Below are 16066 nucleotides of genomic sequence, written 5' to 3'. Positions count from 1 at the left end.
TCCTGCTGGATAACAGACTTCATAAAGCATTAGGATTAGCAGAGATACCAGCCGATGAAGTCACATTGATACCAGCATTAATAAAATAATAATAACAATACAGGCACAGGCAAGTTTCATTGCATAGAATTTAGTCTTTCCAACAGACATGTGGAATTTAGTCCTGCACACTATTTCCAGATGTCCTTTTATCATGCAAAAAACTATGCTGTTTATGCCGTATAAAAGCATTATATACTAAAAAAATCAAGTTGTATATCTCCGAAAATAGAATTAAATCCCGCATAAAATCAAGGTATATTAGAATGTAGAATTTACTTTTTCATTCAAGCAATCCTCCGGCTGCATCAGAAAACACAGTCGGAGGATCTGTTTATAAACAGACTTTCTGCTTATTTATTTTTCAGATATTCGTCGATACCTTTTGCACCAGCTTTACCTGCACCCATGGCAAGGATTACGGTAGCTGCACCTGTAACGGCATCACCACCGGCATATACGCCGTCCTTGGATGTCTTACCGGTTTCTTCCTCGGCAACGATACATCTTCTCTTGTTGATGTCAAGGCCCTTGGTTGTGGAAGAGATCAGCGGGTTCGGTGAAGTACCAAGAGACATGATGACAGTATCTACATCCATATCATACTCGGAACCAGGAATCTCTACCGGACGTCTTCTTCCGGATGCATCCGGCTCACCAAGCTCCATCTTGACAACCTTCATACCGTTTACGTGGCCGTTCTCATCAACGAGGATCTCCTTCGGATTTGTAAGAAGATCAAAGATGATGCCCTCTTCCTTAGCGTGATGAACTTCCTCTGCTCGTGCAGGAAGCTCTGCCTCACTTCTTCTGTATACGATATGTACCTCAGCACCAAGTCTCAGCGCTGTTCTTGCAGCATCCATGGCAACGTTACCACCGCCGACAACTGCAACCTTTTTGCCTGCTGCGATCGGTGTATCATAGGAATCATCGAATGCTTTCATGAGGTTGCTTCTTGTCAGGTACTCGTTTGCAGAGAATACACCGCTTGCATTCTCACCCGGGATACCCATGAACATCGGAAGTCCTGCACCGGAACCGATGAATACAGCCTCAAATCCCTCATCCTCGATCAGCTGATCGATGGTAGTGGATTTACCGATGACAACGTTTGTCTCGAATTTAACGCCAAGCTCTTTGACCTTCTCGATCTCTTTCTTAACAACCTTCTGCTTCGGAAGACGGAACTCCGGAATACCGTAAACAAGAACACCGCCAAGCTCATGAAGAGCCTCGAATACAGTTACATCGTATCCTGCCTTTGCAAGGTCACCTGCACAGGTAAGTCCGGATGGACCGGAACCGATCACTGCAACCTTATGTCCGTTCTTAACCTCTGCTCCTGCAGGTTTGATATCATGCTCCAGAGCATAGTCTGCAACGAATCTCTCCAGCTTACCGATAGAAACAGCCTCACCCTTCTTACCGCGGATACACTGTCCCTCACACTGGGATTCCTGCGGACATACACGACCACAGATAGCCGGAAGTGCGGAAGATAAACCGATCACCTTGTAAGCCTCTTCCATGTTGCCTTCTTTGATGTGCTCGATAAATCCCGGAATATTGATGGATACCGGACATCCCTCTACACATTTCGGTTTCTTACAGCCAAGGCATCTCTGTGCCTCTTCCATTGCTTCTTCCTGATTATATCCAAGACATACTTCCTCGAAGTTTGTCGCACGTACCTTCGGATCCTGCTCTCTTACAGGAACTTTTTTTAACATTTTTGCATCTGCCATTAGTTGTCACCTCCGCAATGTCCGCATCCACCGTGGTGGGTATCGCCTTCCTGAAGCTTCAGTAATGCACGGCCCTCCTGGGTCTTATACATCTGGCTTCTCTTCATAGCCTGATCGAAATCAACGAGATGTCCGTCGAACTCCGGTCCGTCTACGCAGGCAAATTTGATCTCATCACCGACCTGGAGACGACAAGCGCCGCACATACCGGTTCCGTCAACCATGATCGGGTTCATGCTGACAATTGTGTGGATACCAAGCTTCTTGGTAAGAAGACAGACAAATTTCATCATGATCATCGGTCCGATCGCTACACAAACGTCATAATGCTTGCCCTCGTTTGTCACAAGATCCTCAAGAGTCTTTGTTACCATACCGGAACGGCCATAGGAACCGTCATCTGTTGTAACATAAAGATTGGAAACAGCGCCAAGCTCTTTCTCAAGGATAACCATATCCTTAGTCTTGGAACCAAGGATAACATCCGCTGTGATGCCGTGCTCATGGAGCCATTTAACCTGCGGATAAACAGGTGCGGTACCGACACCACCGGCTACGAATACCATTTTTTTCTTCTTAAGTTCTTCGATATCCTCATGGACGAACTCAGACGGACATCCCAGAGGTCCTACGAAATCACGGAATGAATCTCCCGCCTTCAGTGCGGACATCTTAATGGTAGATGCTCCGATCTCCTGGAATACGATGGTAACTGTACCGGCCTCGCGATCGTAATCGCAGATGGTAAGCGGGATCCTCTCTCCCTTTTCGTCAAGTTTCACAATGATAAATTGTCCTGGCAGACAGTGGCTTGCCACACGTGGTGCATGCACAACCATAAGATGGATCTTAGCTGCCAGCGTTTCAGCTTTTAAAACCTTATACATGGTCTTCCTCCTCGCGCAAATTATAAACCTTTATTAATAATACGCTAAAAATCAGCATATGACAAGAGTAGATTTACAATTTCTGTCAAAATTCTTTACCACAGCACAGCGCAACCATGTTAGTCTTATACAACTAATATCATCAAAAGCCACATACAAAACTGGTTATTTCTGTGTTTTTTTCCTTTCGATAAGGGTATACAATCGGTCCAGTGCCTCCCGGATCCCTCCTACTTCATCGATGAGTCCTTCCTTTACCGCTTCTTCACCCTCCAGCATAGTCCCCACATCTTTTACAAGCTGGGAGGTATCCAGCATCAGCTCCTCCATCCGTTCTGCCGTGATATGAGAATGTCCGGATACAAAGGCAATGATCCGGTCCTGGATCTTTTCCATATTGCGGTAGGACTGCGCTACGCCGATGAACATTCCGTTCTGGCGCACCGGATGGACTACCATGGTAGCACTTGGCACGATAAAGGAATAATCTGCTGATACCGCCATGGGTACACCTATGGAATGTCCCCCGCCCAGCACCAGGGAAACCGTAGGGATACTCAGAGACGCGATCATCTCCGCAATGGCAAGCCCTGCCTCCACATCTCCTCCTACCGTATTTAAAAGGATCAGAAGCCCCTCGATCTCCTCATCGTCCTCAATGAGAGCCAGCTTTGGCAGTACATGCTCATACTTGGTTGTTTTGCTGTGAGACGGCGCGGATTCATGACCTTCGATTTCCCCGATCACCGTCAGAAGCTCCACTTTATGCTTCCGGGAATTTCCATCGAGCACTGCCTGCCCTGTTTCCCGGATCTGTTCGTTCTGGCTCGCTTCCCGGTCCAGTTCCTTCTGTTTTCTCTCTTCGCTCTGTTTTTCCATAAAAAAATACCTCCGGAATCTGAAATTCTGGAGGTATTATATGCAAAATATTACTTTCTATTCAGAGATCATTCGTCCCAGTTTGTCCATACGTCAGTAACGTCGTCGTCATCATCAAGAAGATCCAGTGTTCTGTGAAGATCTTTGATAGCCTGATCATCCGTCAGCTCCACATAGGTCTGCGGGATCATGGCGATCTGTGCTTCTACAAGCGGGATTCCGGCTTTCTCAAGAGCCTCACGTACAGCACTGAAATCGTCCGGTGCTGTGATGATCTCAAAGCTGTCCTCTTCCTCGTTGAAGTCCTCAGCACCTGCATCCAGAGCTGTCATCATCAGCTCGTCCGCATCCATCTCGCCGCACTCATCCTCAAGCTCTTCCTTATCGATGATGATCTGGCCCTTCTGGTCGAACATAAAGGATACGCATCCCTGTGTTCCGATGCTTCCGTTACCCTTGGTAAACGCGTTACGTACATTACCTGCAGTACGGTTCTTGTTATCTGTAAGAGTCTCTACGATAATAGCAACACCGTTCGGACCATATCCCTCATATACAGCCTTCTCGTAGCTGTCTGCAGAATCCGCACCTGCTGCCTTCTTGATTCCACGATCGATCGTATCGTTCGGCATGTTGTTTGCTTTTGCTTTTGCGATGACATCACGAAGCTTGCTGTTGTTTGCAGGATCCGGGCCGCCGGCCTTTACTGCCATAACGATCTCACGGCCGATGACTGTGAAGATCTTACCCTTCTTGGCATCATTTTTCTCTTTCTTATGTTTGATGTTGGCAAATTTTGAATGTCCTGACATGGTATTTTCCTCTCCTTGTTACCGTATATTTTCTTTCGTGCCCTGCTCATTTGGGTACCGTTTTACATAATTGCAACTCGGTTTAATATAGCACTTATGAAAGATTTCGTCAAGAATCAGAAAACAAACCGGTCAAAATTCCTCATGTTCCCCTAAAAAGTCAGTTCCAGACTGATCTCAAGCGCATGATTCACCTTATCAAGCATAGCACCGTCCAGATGACACACCTTATCCTTCAGACGCCGCTTGTCGATGGTGCGGAGCTGTTCCAGAAGGATCACGGAATCCTTTTCGATCCCGTAGGCGGATGCATCGATCTCAATATGTGTCGGCAGCTTTGCCTTATTCATTTTTGATGTAATTGCCGCACAGATCACTGTAGGGCTGTGACGGTTGCCCACATCGTTCTGGATGATCAGCACCGGACGGATGCCGCCCTGTTCACTGCCCACTACAGGTCTTAAGTCCGCGTAAAAAATATCCCCTCTTTTTATAACCACACAATTCACACTCCGATTCTGGTCCGGCTTATTTGCAAGCCGTATTCCTTTTTACAGATAAGTATTTCCACAATTTCTTTGTGTATACCATGCGTGGTACTTTTTTACCGGCCTTATGTCTGACCCGGCGTTTTCCGGATCCGGGTATTTACGGATCTACTGGAAAAAGCTCTCCTCTTCTCCGCATTCCTTACCGTCTTTGATATAAACCCGCGGAACACGTTTACTGATCCCGCAGACAAATTCATAGGAAAATCTTCCGGAAAGATCTCCCAGTGTCTCCACACTGATAAATTCCTCTCCATCTCTTCCCATCAGGGTGACCTCGTCCCCGGCCTTCACCTCCGGGATATCTGTGACATCAACCATAAACTGATCCATGCAGACACGTCCGAGGATCGGAGCTTTTTTGCCCCGGATCAGGACCCAGCCCTTATTGGAAAGCTGTCTCGGATAGCCATCTGCATAACCTACGGGGATCGTTGCCATTCTGGTAAAGCGTTCTGTAACAAACGTTCCTCCATAGCTTACCGCTGTTCCACGTTCCACATTTTTCACATAGGATACATGACTTTTCAGCTCCATTGCAGGTGTCAGCTTCACAATATCACGTTCTACCTCCTCTGACGGATAAATACCGTAAATGGTGATACCGGCACGAACGACATTGAGATTTGCTTCCGGAACACGGATGATACCTGCACTGTTGGAGCAGTGACGTACCGGAATATGAACACCTCTTTTTTCCAGAAGCTCTGCAAAACGGAGATAACGGTCCAGCTGCACCAGTGCAGGAGAACGGTCGGTCTCATCCGCCCTGGCAAAATGGGTAAACATTCCCTCGATCACCAGATTCGGGATTTTTGAGATTTTTTCGATCTTTATCGCATTTTCCGGAATATCCGCATATCCAATCCTTGTCATTCCCGTATCCAGAGCCAGATGAATATGTACATTTTTTCCAATACGTGCACCTGCTTTTGCATATTCTGCTGCTGTATTAAGATCCGATATGGTGATCCGGATATCATTGGCTGCAAGCTCTTCATAATATTCCTCAAATACAAGGCCAAGGATCAGGACAGGCTTGGTGATCCCTGCATGCCGAAGTTCCAGCGCCTCCTCTGCAGTAGCTGTTGCAAATCCCCAGATATAGTCATAGTCCTGGATCAGACGGGCAATAGCTCTGGCACCATGACCATAACCGTCCGCCTTGATCACAGCGATGATCTTTGTCCCTTCTTTGACATTTTTATGCATTTCCTCAAAATTGTGGGCAATGGCATCCAGTGATACCACTGCTTTTACTCTCTCGTATTTCTTCATAACTTCGACTCCTCTTCACCTATAGCTAATGCCTTGGGCAGATATTCTATGATATCTCCTGCCAGCATACTGCGCTTTCCTTTTTCAGCGGCTGCAAGATCGCCGCAAAGTCCGTGAAGATAAACACCTAACGCGGCCTTTAAAACCATGGGAGGCTGTTCCTCCGTTTTCAGATACATACATAACACTGCTGCCAGGATCCCGGAAAGCACATCTCCGCTTCCTGCAGTTGCCATTCCGGAATTACCGGAAAGATTCAGATACATCTGGCCTTTCTCATCTGCGATCACCGTACATGCATCCTTCAGTACGCACACAGAGCCTGTTTCCGCAGCACATTTCAGTGCAGTATCTGCGATCTCATGCTGGATCTCCTGGATCGTTCTGCCACTGAGCCGGCTCATTTCTCCGATATGCGGTGTCAGGACTACATGCTCTCCCAGATACTGATACCACTGTGGATGTGAAGCCAGAAGGTTCAGGCCGTCCGCATCCAGGATCAGCGGCTTTTTCTCCCGGGCAGCCGCCGTGAGAAACCACTGTTCTCTCTCACGGCTGGCCACTGATGTTCCAAGTCCCGGTCCGATCACGATCACATCACACCAGGATAGAAGCTGTTCATTGGATTCCTGATCAAAGCGGCTGCAGACCATAGCCTCCGGAAGGAGTATCTGCAGTGGGATCCTGTTGGCTTCCACAGTCTGGATCTTTACCATTCCCGCACCGGCACGAAGTGCTGCACTGGCGCTTAAATAAGCGGCTCCGCACATTCCCTCACTTCCGGTCACAAAGAGCACTTTTCCGAAGGTACCCTTGTTTCCGCCGGGATCACGTTCCGGAAACAGCTTCAGATCTTTATTTTCCAGACAGGCGGCAGATGCAGTCACAGCTTCTTGCTCATAGATCCCGATATCGGCGGTAACGATCCTTCCTGCATACAGTCTTCCCGGATAAAAGCAAAGACCTCTTTTCCGGTAGGCAAATGTGACAGTCAGATCGGCGCTGAAGGCAATTCCCATTTCCAGGCCAGTATCTCCGTTCACTCCTGACGGGATGTCAACTGCGATCTTTTTGGCCCTCGCACTGTTCATCTCATGGATGATATCAGCATAATGCCCCTCGATCGGACGCGTCAGGCCTACCCCAAACACGGCATCTACTATAGTAGTATATTCACTCCACTGCGGGTTATTCACCTCCGGGACACGATAACCGGAAGCGATCTTATACTGAAGAGCAGTCTCTCTGGTCATTTTATCTTTGTTTCCGACCATATAAAACTCTACCCGGATCCCCTTCAGATGGAACAATCTGGCAACAGCGATACCGTCACCGCCATTATTTCCGCTTCCGCAGACTACCAGGATCCTTTCGTCCTTCTGGAGATACTTTTCTGTTTCCTCTACCACCTTCAGTGCTGCCCGCTCCATCAGAACCTCGGAGGGAACTCCGATCTCACGGATCGTTGTGGAGTCCAGATCCTTCATTTCTTTGCAGGTAACAAGCTTCTTCATTCTGTCTTCTGCCTCCCCTCTGTCATAGAGAAAGCTGCCGTTTCCGGCAGCTTAACAATTCTTACTTATCCACATGTTCCTGCCTGTATTTACTGAGATTATAAGACAGTGTCATCAGACTCTCGGAAAGATGAACGTTCTCTACGATCACATCATCCGGTGTCTCAAGATCGAGATGTGCAAAATTCCAGATTGCCTTGATCCCGTTCTCCACCAGGATATCCGCCATTTCCTTGGCTTTATTCTTGGGAAGTGTCAGAATCGCGATCTCCACGTTATTCTCTCTCAGGAAAAACGGAAGCTCACTGAGCATTTGGATCTCAAGTCCACGGACTGCGATGCCCTCAAGCACAGGATTTACGTCAAAGATACCAACCAGCCTGAACCCGCGCTTCTCAAAATCCACATAATTGGCAAGTGCCTGTCCCAGATTACCGGCACCCAGGATGATCATCGGATGAACGGTATCCAGTCCCAGGATCTTACCGATCTCTGTATAAAGATAGTGTACATTATAGCCATACCCCTGCTGCCCAAAACCGCCAAAATTATTAAGATCCTGACGGATCTGAGAAGCTGTGGTATGCATCTTCTTACTTAATTCATTGGAAGAAATACGTTCTACATTATCTTCCATCAGCTCTCCTAAGTAGCGGTAATAGCGTGGCAGACGCTTAATCACCGCTTTCGAGATTTGTTTTGTCTCCACGATAGTTTTCCTCCTTACCTTACACTAGGTTAATTATAACGAATTGACATTTTCCTGTCAATTAAAGTTGTCTATTCTGTACAAATTTCTTTATATTTTTTCTAATAATTGATTTTTTCTTTGAAATCCCGGCAGTTTCCGTTATAATAGGTGGAGGATTTTTCCCTGTTCAGACATAAACAGGGGTGATTCTTTATACAGGAGGACAGTTTTTATGATTTTATCATGTCAGAATATATGCAAGGCCTTTGGCGAAAAAGTAATTTTAAATGATGCATCCTTTCACATTGAAGACCGTGAAAAGGCTGCTCTGATCGGCTGCAACGGTGCAGGAAAGACCACACTGCTGCGTATCATCATGCAGGAGCTTTCTGCTGATTCCGGTACCGTGGTGCTTGCCCGGGATAAAAATATCGGCTATCTTGCCCAGTACCAGGATATCCACGGACATCATACCATCTACGAAGAGCTTCTTACCACCAAGCAGCACATCATCGATATGGAACGCCGTATCCGCAATATGGAACAGGAAATGAACACGGTGACCGGTGATGAGCTGAACCGTCTGATGGAAACCTATACCCGCCTGACCCATCAGTTTGAGCTGGAGAACGGATACGCTTACAAAAGTGAGCTGACCGGTGTCTTAAAGGGTCTCGGCTTCACGGAGGAAGATTATGACAAGCAGATCGAAACTCTTTCCGGCGGTCAGAAAACCCGTGTGGCGCTGGGCAAGATGCTTCTTTCCAAGCCGGATATCCTGCTTCTGGATGAGCCAACCAATCACCTGGATATGGAAAGCATCTCCTGGCTGGAAACTTATCTTCTGAATTATCCGGGAGCTGTTTTTATCGTCTCCCATGACCGTTATTTTCTGGATAAGGTGGTCACCAAGGTCATTGAGATCGAAGCCGGACAGACCCGCGTATACAGCGGCAACTACTCTGCCTATGCTCTCAAGAAGGCTCAGCTTCGTGACGCACAGTACAAGGCATACTTAAATCAGCAGCGGGATATCAAGCATCAGGAAGCCGTTATCGCCAAGCTGAAATCCTTTAACCGTGAAAAATCCATCAAGCGTGCGGAAAGCCGTGAAAAAATGCTGGACCGTGTACAGAGGATCGAAAAGCCTCTTGAGCTCCAGGACCGGATGCGTATCTCGCTGGAACCACGGGTGTTAAGCGGAAACGATGTGCTCCACGTGGAAGCGCTTTCCAAGGCCTTTCCGGGACAGACCCTGTTCTCCGATATCTCCTTTGATATCAAACGCGGCGAGCGTGTGGCACTGATCGGAAACAACGGAACCGGAAAGACCACCATGCTGAAGATCATCAACGGTCTTATTGAGGCAGATGCCGGCAAATTTTCCCTTGGTTCCAAGGTGCAGATCGGTTATTACGATCAGGAACATCATGTTCTGCACATGGACAAAACAATTTTCCAGGAGATCTCCGATACTTATCCGACTCTCACAGAGACTGAGATCCGAAATATGCTTGCTGCATTTCTCTTTACCGGAGATGATGTTTTCAAGGAGATCTCCGCACTTTCCGGTGGAGAAAGAGGCCGTGTTTCCCTTGCAAAGCTGATGCTTTCCGAAGCCAACTTTCTGATCCTTGACGAGCCTACCAACCATCTGGATATTGCCTCCAAGGAGATCCTGGAGGAAGCACTGGTCAGCTACACCGGTACAGTCCTTTATGTATCCCATGACCGTTACTTTATCAATCAGACTGCGACCAGGATCATGGAGCTGACAAACCAGGCAGTGGTAAATTACATCGGTGATTATGATTACTATCTGGAAAAGAAGGAGGAGCTGACCAGTACCTATGCACCGGGAAGCACTTCTCCGGAGGCACCTGCAGAAGAAAAAGCGGTTTCCGAGAACAAGCTTTCCTGGCAGCAGATGAAGGAAGAACAGGCAAAGAAACGAAAACGGGAAGCCGAGCTGAAAAAAGTCGAAGCCCGTATCGAAGAGCTGGAAACAAGAGACAGCGAGATTGACGAAACCATGGTCCTTCCGGATGTCTGTACCAATGTAGCGGAATGTACAAAGCTAAGCCGCGAAAAAGCAGCCATCGCTGAAGAACTGGAAGAGCTTTATGAAAAATGGGAAGAGCTGGCCTGACGGTCAGCTCTTTTTTATCCCCTTATGTTTTTATGGAAGCAGCATGCCGAGATGCTGTTCAAAGCATACGCCATCGTTACGGTCTGTTCCTTCCTCCACCGCATCCCGGATCGATGCCGAGATAAAGTCCACGGCCAGCTCTGCACAGGTTTTCATGGAATATCTTTTTACCAGCCCTGCACTGAGCACGGATGCAAAAAGATCTCCTGTCCCGGAATAGCTTCCGCCGGATTTCTCTGCAAATACCCAGGAGCTGTTTCCGTTTTCCAGGACAAGATTTCCCATTTTCAGAGACTGCCCCTCCTCCCTGTGATCCACTCCGGTGATCACAACGGCAGGAAGTGAAAATTTCCGGGCAAGTCCGCACCCGATCTCCCGGATCTCTTCCATCCGCCGGGCCTCTGATGCCTTTTGCAGTTCCTTCCAGATCTCCTCCATTTTTTCTTTTCCGTAGAGAAGAAGGAGGGCTTCCGTAAGGTTCGGTGTGATCACATAGGAACGACGTGTCAGTTCGCAGAACCGGCTGCGAAGCTCTTCTGTATAGATCGGATAAACCGCGCCGTCATCCCCCATCACCGGATCTGTAAGGATCAGAGTATCCTTCCCTGCAAACGCATCCATAAATTTCAGAATCCTGTCTGCCTGCTTATCATCAGAAAGAAATCCAGTATAGATCCCATCCGGGAAAAATCCTCTTTTTTTCCACTGCTCCATATATGGTTCCATATGCTCTGTGAAATCCTCACAGAAATAACTTTCATAACCGGTCTGGTTGCTTAAAACAGCGGTGGGAAGTGGACACGCCTGGACCCCCATCACCGAAATCACCGGGATCGCTGCTGTCAGTGAACATTTCCCCAGCCCGGAAAGATCATTGATCACTGCTATTTTTTTCATGGTAATTCTCCAGTCTTGAGTTTTTTTCTGTAATATTATAGAATGAACTGTCAGGTTTACGCAATCATTTTTGGAAGGAAATCATCATACTTATGTTAAATATATCTGCAGAACACAAAAAAGAACACCTTTATCTGGAGGTTTATCACTATTACCGGAAGCTGATCCTGGAAGGCCGTCTCCTTCCCGGAAGCAAAATGCCCTCCCTCCGCAAATGCGCCCAGGAGCTGAAGCTGAGCCGTACCACCATCGAAAATGCCTATCTTCTGCTGGCAGCAGACGGCTATATCATCGCCAGGGCACAGAGCGGCTATTATGTCACCGGCATTGCTTCCAAGCAGCATCTGCTTACCCCCGAAAAACAGGATAAGGATATCACGCCCTGCCTTTATGATTTTGCCTCTTCCGGTGTTGACCGGGAAAGCTTCCGTTTTGATCTGTGGCAGCGTTACATCAAAAGCGCCCTCCGCCAGGGCGACCGTATGCTTTCTTATGGCGAACCCCAGGGCGAAAGCGATTTCCGGGAGGTTCTCGCAGACTATATCCGGGAACGCAGAAATGTGATCTGCTCCCCGGATGACATTGTAGTAGGGGCCGGTCTCCAGCCCCTTCTCCAGATCCTCTGCCCTCTGATCCATGAACGGAAAACCGTTTCGTTCCCCACACCGTCCTTCACCACATGCAGCACCATCTTTCAGGATTACGGCTTTGATGTCCATTACCGGGACAAAAGCTGCGATGTGATCTATGTTTCTCCTGCTCACATGACGAAATGGGGCGAGATCATGCCGGTAAAACGACGCCTGGAGCTGATCCGTCATGCGGAGATCGATGACCATCTGATCATTGAGGATGATTTCGAAAACGAATTTGTTTATTTCCAGAAACCGACGCCTTCACTTTTCGGTCTTGCAGGTGGTGAAAACGTTGTCTATATCGGTTCCTTTTCCAGGCTGCTGCTGCCCTCCATCCGTGTCAGCTTCATGGTACTGCCACGCTCTCTCCGGGAAAAATATACAAAAAAAGCAGCCTTTTATAATCAGACTGCTTCCAAGGCAGAACAGATCGCGCTCTGCCAGTTTATCCGCGACGGGCATCTGGCTTCCCAGACAAGAAAGCTCCGCCGCCTTTATTCCCAGAAGCTGAAGGCTCTTTCCCAGGCTGTCCGGGAAACCTTCGGCCAGGACTGCCAGATCCAAACAGGAGCCGCAGGAACCAGCCTTGCCCTTACTCTTCCCTGTTCTCTCACAGGCAGTGAACTGACAGACAGAGCCCGGAACCGTGGTCTGGGACTGGAGGTTCTCAGAGAAAACGGAGCCGAGGTCACCCTGGTCCTCTCCTGCTCCTCTATTCCATCCAAGGATTTTCTGCCTGCCTGTCAGCTTCTGAAGGAGGTTACCGGCTCCTAATCTCTCCGGTTATCGATCATGTAGAGCAGGGCATTTACAATGCACGCAGCAATATTGCTTCCACCCTTGCGTCCTTTTGCCACAATATAAGGCACATCTGCGTGCATGATCAGCTCCTTGGACTGCACAACATTCACAAAGCCTACCGGCACACCGATGATCAGCTCAGGAGAAAGCTTTCCGTTCTCAATAAGCTCATAAAGACGTACCAGTGCGGTAGGTGCGTTTCCAATGGCAAAGATTAGCTTTTTATCCATCTCTGCTGCCTTGTCCATGCTGGCTGTGGCTCTGGTAGTCCCGTTCTTTTTTGCAAGGGCAGCCACATCCTCATCGGACATGAAGCAGTAAGCCTCACCGCCGTAGCGGGCAAGTGCACGCTTGTTGATCCCAGCCTTTGCCATCTGGGTATCTGTGACGATGCAGGCGCCGTTGCGGATGGCGTCCATGGCCATCTCCACTGCCCCCTCCGAGAAGCAGAGATTTTTTGCATAATCAAAATCTGCGCTTGTGTGGATACAGCGTTTTACGATCAGCTCTGTTCCCGGGATCAGGGGAGTATCCCCCAGCTCTTCTGTGATGATCTCAAAGCTTCTTTTTTCAATCTCCATGGGTTTTACATTTTCAAGCTCAACTTTCATTTCTATTCTTCCTCCGTAATCCCGTTTTCCAGTATCTCATAGATTTTTTTCATATCCAGATGCTTCCGCAGCTCTGCAGCCAGGATATCATACTGCTGTTCCTTAAATGCCGCAAAATCCACGCCTGTCATATTTTCCACATCAATACCTTTTTTCTCGCCGATCACGCGGATGATCGCCTCTGCAGATGCTTCCTTATCGAAAACGCCGTGGATATAGGTTCCGCACACATTTCCCACAAAAGCACCCTCTTCTTTTTTCTTACCGCTGACGCTGTCTGTGATCTTCGTGGCTGTTCCTGCATTGTCCTTCAGGATGCTTTCGCCCATATGGATCTCATAGCCCTCGATCTCCGCACCGGAAAGAGGAGCAAACACACCGGACAGCTGACCGAAATGCCCCTGCACCCTGGTCCTGGTTTTCTTTTCGGCAAATACCGTTTCCATAGGAAGAAGTCCCATTCCTTTCATGGAACCGCCATTTTCAACGCCATGAGGATCGCTTAAGGTCTCGCCCAGCATCTGATAGCCGCCGCAGACACCAAAGATCAGCTTGCCTCTGGAGGCTTCCTTAAGAACCGCTGCCTCCATTCCGCTTTCCCGCATCCAGATCAGATCGCCCATGGTGTTCTTGGTTCCAGGAAGGATGATCATGTCCGGAGAGTGAAGATCTCTCGGGTGTTTTACATAGCGGAGAGAAACTCCGGGAATGCTCTCAAAAGGATTAAAATCCGTAAAGTTGGAGATCCTTGGTGTACGGACCACTGCGATATCAATGACACCGGCTTCCTGCTTCCGGTCAAAACGCTCCGTCAGGCTGTCCTCATCCTCCACCTGGATATCCAGATAAGGCGCCACACCCACCACCGGGATCCCGCTTCTTTCCTCAAGCATGACAACACCAGGGTCCAGAATAGTCTTATCTCCGCGGAATTTGTTGATGATCAGCCCCTTTACCATAGCCTTCTCATCATCCTCCAGAAGCTCTACCGTACCGATCAGCTGGGCAAAAACACCTCCACGGTCAATATCTCCCACAAGAAGGACCGGTGCCTTGGCCATCTTTGCCATACCCATATTTACAATATCCTCATCCTTGAGATTGATCTCGGCAGGACTTCCCGCACCTTCGATGACAATGATATCGTTTTCCGCTGCAAGAGCGTTGTACGCCTTCATCACATCCGGGACCAGGGTCTTCTTATATTTGAAATAATCCCTGGCACTCATGGTTCCAAGAACCTCTCCGTTTACGATCACCTGGGAGCCTACATCATTGGTAGGCTTCAGAAGAATGGGATTCATCAGGACAGACGGCCGGATCCCGGCTGCCTCTGCCTGCATGACCTGAGCCCGTCCCATCTCAAGACCATCCTCTGTGATAAAGGAATTCAGTGCCATATTTTGTGATTTAAAAGGAGCCACACGATATCCATCCTGCTTAAAGATCCTGCAAAGTCCCGCAGCCAGCAGGCTTTTTCCGGCATTGGACATGGTTCCCTGTACCATTATTGCTTTTGCCATAATATACCTCCCTCAAGTACTTCGATCAGTTTTACATTTTCTTCATGGCGCTTTACCGCGATCCGGTAATACCCCTTTGTAAGACCCGGATAATTGCTGCAATCACGGATCAGGATCCGCTTCCGCAGACAGAAGTCAAAGAGCTCCTCCGGTCCTTTAAAGAAAATATAATTTGCTTCCGACGGAAATACTTTATACCCAATGCGGACTAGCTCATCCTTCAGCCACTGTGCCTCCCGAAAAACAAGCTGCCTTCCCTCCTCTACATATTCCGTCTCTGTAAGTGCCTGGAGCCCGGCTGCCTGGGCCATGGTGGAAACATTCCATGGCTGAACGCAGAGCTCCATCCTTTCCATCAGCTTTCTGTCAGAACAGAGGCCATAGCCCAGCCGCACACCGGCCATGGCATATCTTTTTGTAAATGCTTTCAGGATAAAAAGATTATTGAACCCGGAAAGAGAATGCTTCAGAGAATACTCTTCCGGTTCCTTTACAAAATCAAGGAAACATTCATCTACCACCAGCAGGATATCCAGCTTTCTGCATTTTTCCAGGATCCTTTTCAGAAGCCTGTGGGGGATCAGCATGCCGGTAGGATTGTTGGGGTTACATAAGAAAGCCATATCCAGTCCCTTATGGAGGATATCCAGATATGCTTCACTGAGCACAAAACCGTCATTTTCCGTCAGCATGTAATATTCCAGCTCACAGCCAGTGCTGGCCAGAGCCTGTCCGTATTCCGCAAAAGTAGGCGCCGGGATCAGAGCCCGCTTTGGCTTTACTGCATGACAAAGCGTAAAGATCACTTCTGCCGCTCCATTACCGCATATTACCTCTTCCGCTTTTACCCCTTCTGATTCTGCGATTCTTTCCCTGAGAACGCCGCATCCTACCTGGGGATACTGTGCAATATGATCCAGACTGTGGATAATGGCCTGCTTCACACTTTCCGGTGTTCCCAAAGGATTCAGATTTGCCGAAAAATCCAGGCAGTCTTTATGTTTATATACGTCTCCTCCATGTATGTGTTTTGTCATTGGTCATTCTCCTGTCT

The 16066-nt window shown here is 48.3% G+C and carries 14 protein-coding genes; 2 read left to right on the top strand and 12 right to left on the bottom strand.

All coding sequences use genetic code 11. The features are described from left to right. Positions 1 to 392 precede the first annotated feature (392 nt). The 8 genes from gltA to BLP57_RS02390 form a co-directional block, all read right to left on the bottom strand. A complete protein-coding gene (gltA, locus tag BLP57_RS02425; protein WP_021650554.1) occupies positions 393 to 1787 on the bottom strand; it encodes an NADPH-dependent glutamate synthase in 1395 nt (464 codons plus the stop codon). Next, entirely contained in the window at positions 1787 to 2674 is an 888-nt protein-coding gene (locus BLP57_RS02420; protein WP_015524825.1) for a sulfide/dihydroorotate dehydrogenase-like FAD/NAD-binding protein, read from the bottom strand. The genes gltA and BLP57_RS02420 overlap by 1 nt, the downstream gene beginning before the upstream one ends. Positions 2675 to 2839: 165 nt before the next feature. Continuing rightward, the gene (locus BLP57_RS02415) at positions 2840 to 3553 is read right to left on the bottom strand and encodes a ClpP family protease (protein WP_015524824.1); all 714 of its coding nucleotides are present in this window, start codon (positions 3551 to 3553) and stop codon (positions 2840 to 2842) included. A 68-nt stretch (positions 3554 to 3621) separates the two neighbouring features. Then, positions 3622 to 4365: a YebC/PmpR family DNA-binding transcriptional regulator gene (locus BLP57_RS02410; protein ID WP_015524823.1), complete on the bottom strand. Its 744-nt coding sequence runs from the start codon at positions 4363 to 4365 to the stop codon at positions 3622 to 3624. A 152-nt stretch (positions 4366 to 4517) separates the two neighbouring features. Then, positions 4518 to 4865 (bottom strand): type II toxin-antitoxin system PemK/MazF family toxin, encoded by a 348-nt coding sequence (locus BLP57_RS02405; protein ID WP_092069144.1) that lies wholly within the window; start codon positions 4863 to 4865, stop codon positions 4518 to 4520. A 156-nt stretch (positions 4866 to 5021) separates the two neighbouring features. Continuing rightward, positions 5022 to 6191: an alanine racemase gene (gene alr, locus BLP57_RS02400; RefSeq protein ID WP_092069141.1), complete on the bottom strand. Its 1170-nt coding sequence runs from the start codon at positions 6189 to 6191 to the stop codon at positions 5022 to 5024. After that, entirely contained in the window at positions 6188 to 7705 is a 1518-nt protein-coding gene (locus tag BLP57_RS02395; RefSeq protein WP_092069138.1) for an NAD(P)H-hydrate dehydratase, read from the bottom strand. The genes alr and BLP57_RS02395 overlap by 4 nt, the downstream gene beginning before the upstream one ends. A 61-nt stretch (positions 7706 to 7766) precedes the next feature. Then, entirely contained in the window at positions 7767 to 8414 is a 648-nt protein-coding gene (locus BLP57_RS02390; protein ID WP_021650558.1) for a redox-sensing transcriptional repressor Rex, read from the bottom strand. Between the two features lie 214 nt (positions 8415 to 8628). Here BLP57_RS02390 and BLP57_RS02385 point away from each other — a divergent pair, with 214 nt between their 5' ends. Further along, positions 8629 to 10545: an ABC-F family ATP-binding cassette domain-containing protein gene (locus tag BLP57_RS02385; RefSeq protein ID WP_092069135.1), complete on the top strand. Its 1917-nt coding sequence runs from the start codon at positions 8629 to 8631 to the stop codon at positions 10543 to 10545. 30 nt (positions 10546 to 10575) lie between these two features. Here BLP57_RS02385 and BLP57_RS02380 read toward each other — a convergent pair whose 3' ends face one another. Next, positions 10576 to 11442, bottom strand: a complete 867-nt coding sequence (locus BLP57_RS02380) for a pyridoxamine kinase (RefSeq protein WP_092069132.1) — start codon at positions 11440 to 11442, stop codon at positions 10576 to 10578. A 92-nt stretch (positions 11443 to 11534) separates the two neighbouring features. Between BLP57_RS02380 and pdxR the strand changes: the two genes are divergently transcribed. Further along, complete coding sequence (gene pdxR, locus BLP57_RS02375; RefSeq protein ID WP_059085642.1) at positions 11535 to 12851, top strand: MocR-like pyridoxine biosynthesis transcription factor PdxR; 1317 nt, start codon at positions 11535 to 11537, stop codon at positions 12849 to 12851. Here the strand turns inward: pdxR and BLP57_RS02370 are convergent. Genes BLP57_RS02370 through cobD form a run of 3 tightly spaced genes read right to left on the bottom strand, consistent with a single transcriptional unit; the run spans position 12848 to position 16049 of the window. Next, positions 12848 to 13489: a precorrin-8X methylmutase gene (locus BLP57_RS02370; protein WP_015524817.1), complete on the bottom strand. Its 642-nt coding sequence runs from the start codon at positions 13487 to 13489 to the stop codon at positions 12848 to 12850. The genes pdxR and BLP57_RS02370 overlap by 4 nt on opposite strands. Positions 13490 to 13491: 2 nt before the next feature. Beyond that, the gene (locus tag BLP57_RS02365) at positions 13492 to 15012 is read right to left on the bottom strand and encodes a cobyric acid synthase (protein WP_092069128.1); all 1521 of its coding nucleotides are present in this window, start codon (positions 15010 to 15012) and stop codon (positions 13492 to 13494) included. Continuing rightward, positions 14997 to 16049 carry a threonine-phosphate decarboxylase CobD gene (gene cobD / locus BLP57_RS02360; RefSeq protein WP_015524815.1) on the bottom strand — a complete coding sequence of 351 codons (1053 nt, stop codon included), beginning with the start codon at positions 16047 to 16049 and terminating at the stop codon, positions 14997 to 14999. Before cobD ends, BLP57_RS02365 begins: the two co-directional genes overlap by 16 nt. Positions 16050 to 16066 lie beyond the last annotated feature (17 nt).

It is taken from the genome of Blautia sp. SF-50 (assembly GCF_900101315.1).
In the GTDB taxonomy this organism is placed as follows: Bacteria; Bacillota; Clostridia; order Lachnospirales; family Lachnospiraceae; genus Blautia_A; species Blautia_A fusiformis.
This window is presented reverse-complemented; position numbering and strand designations above follow the sequence as displayed.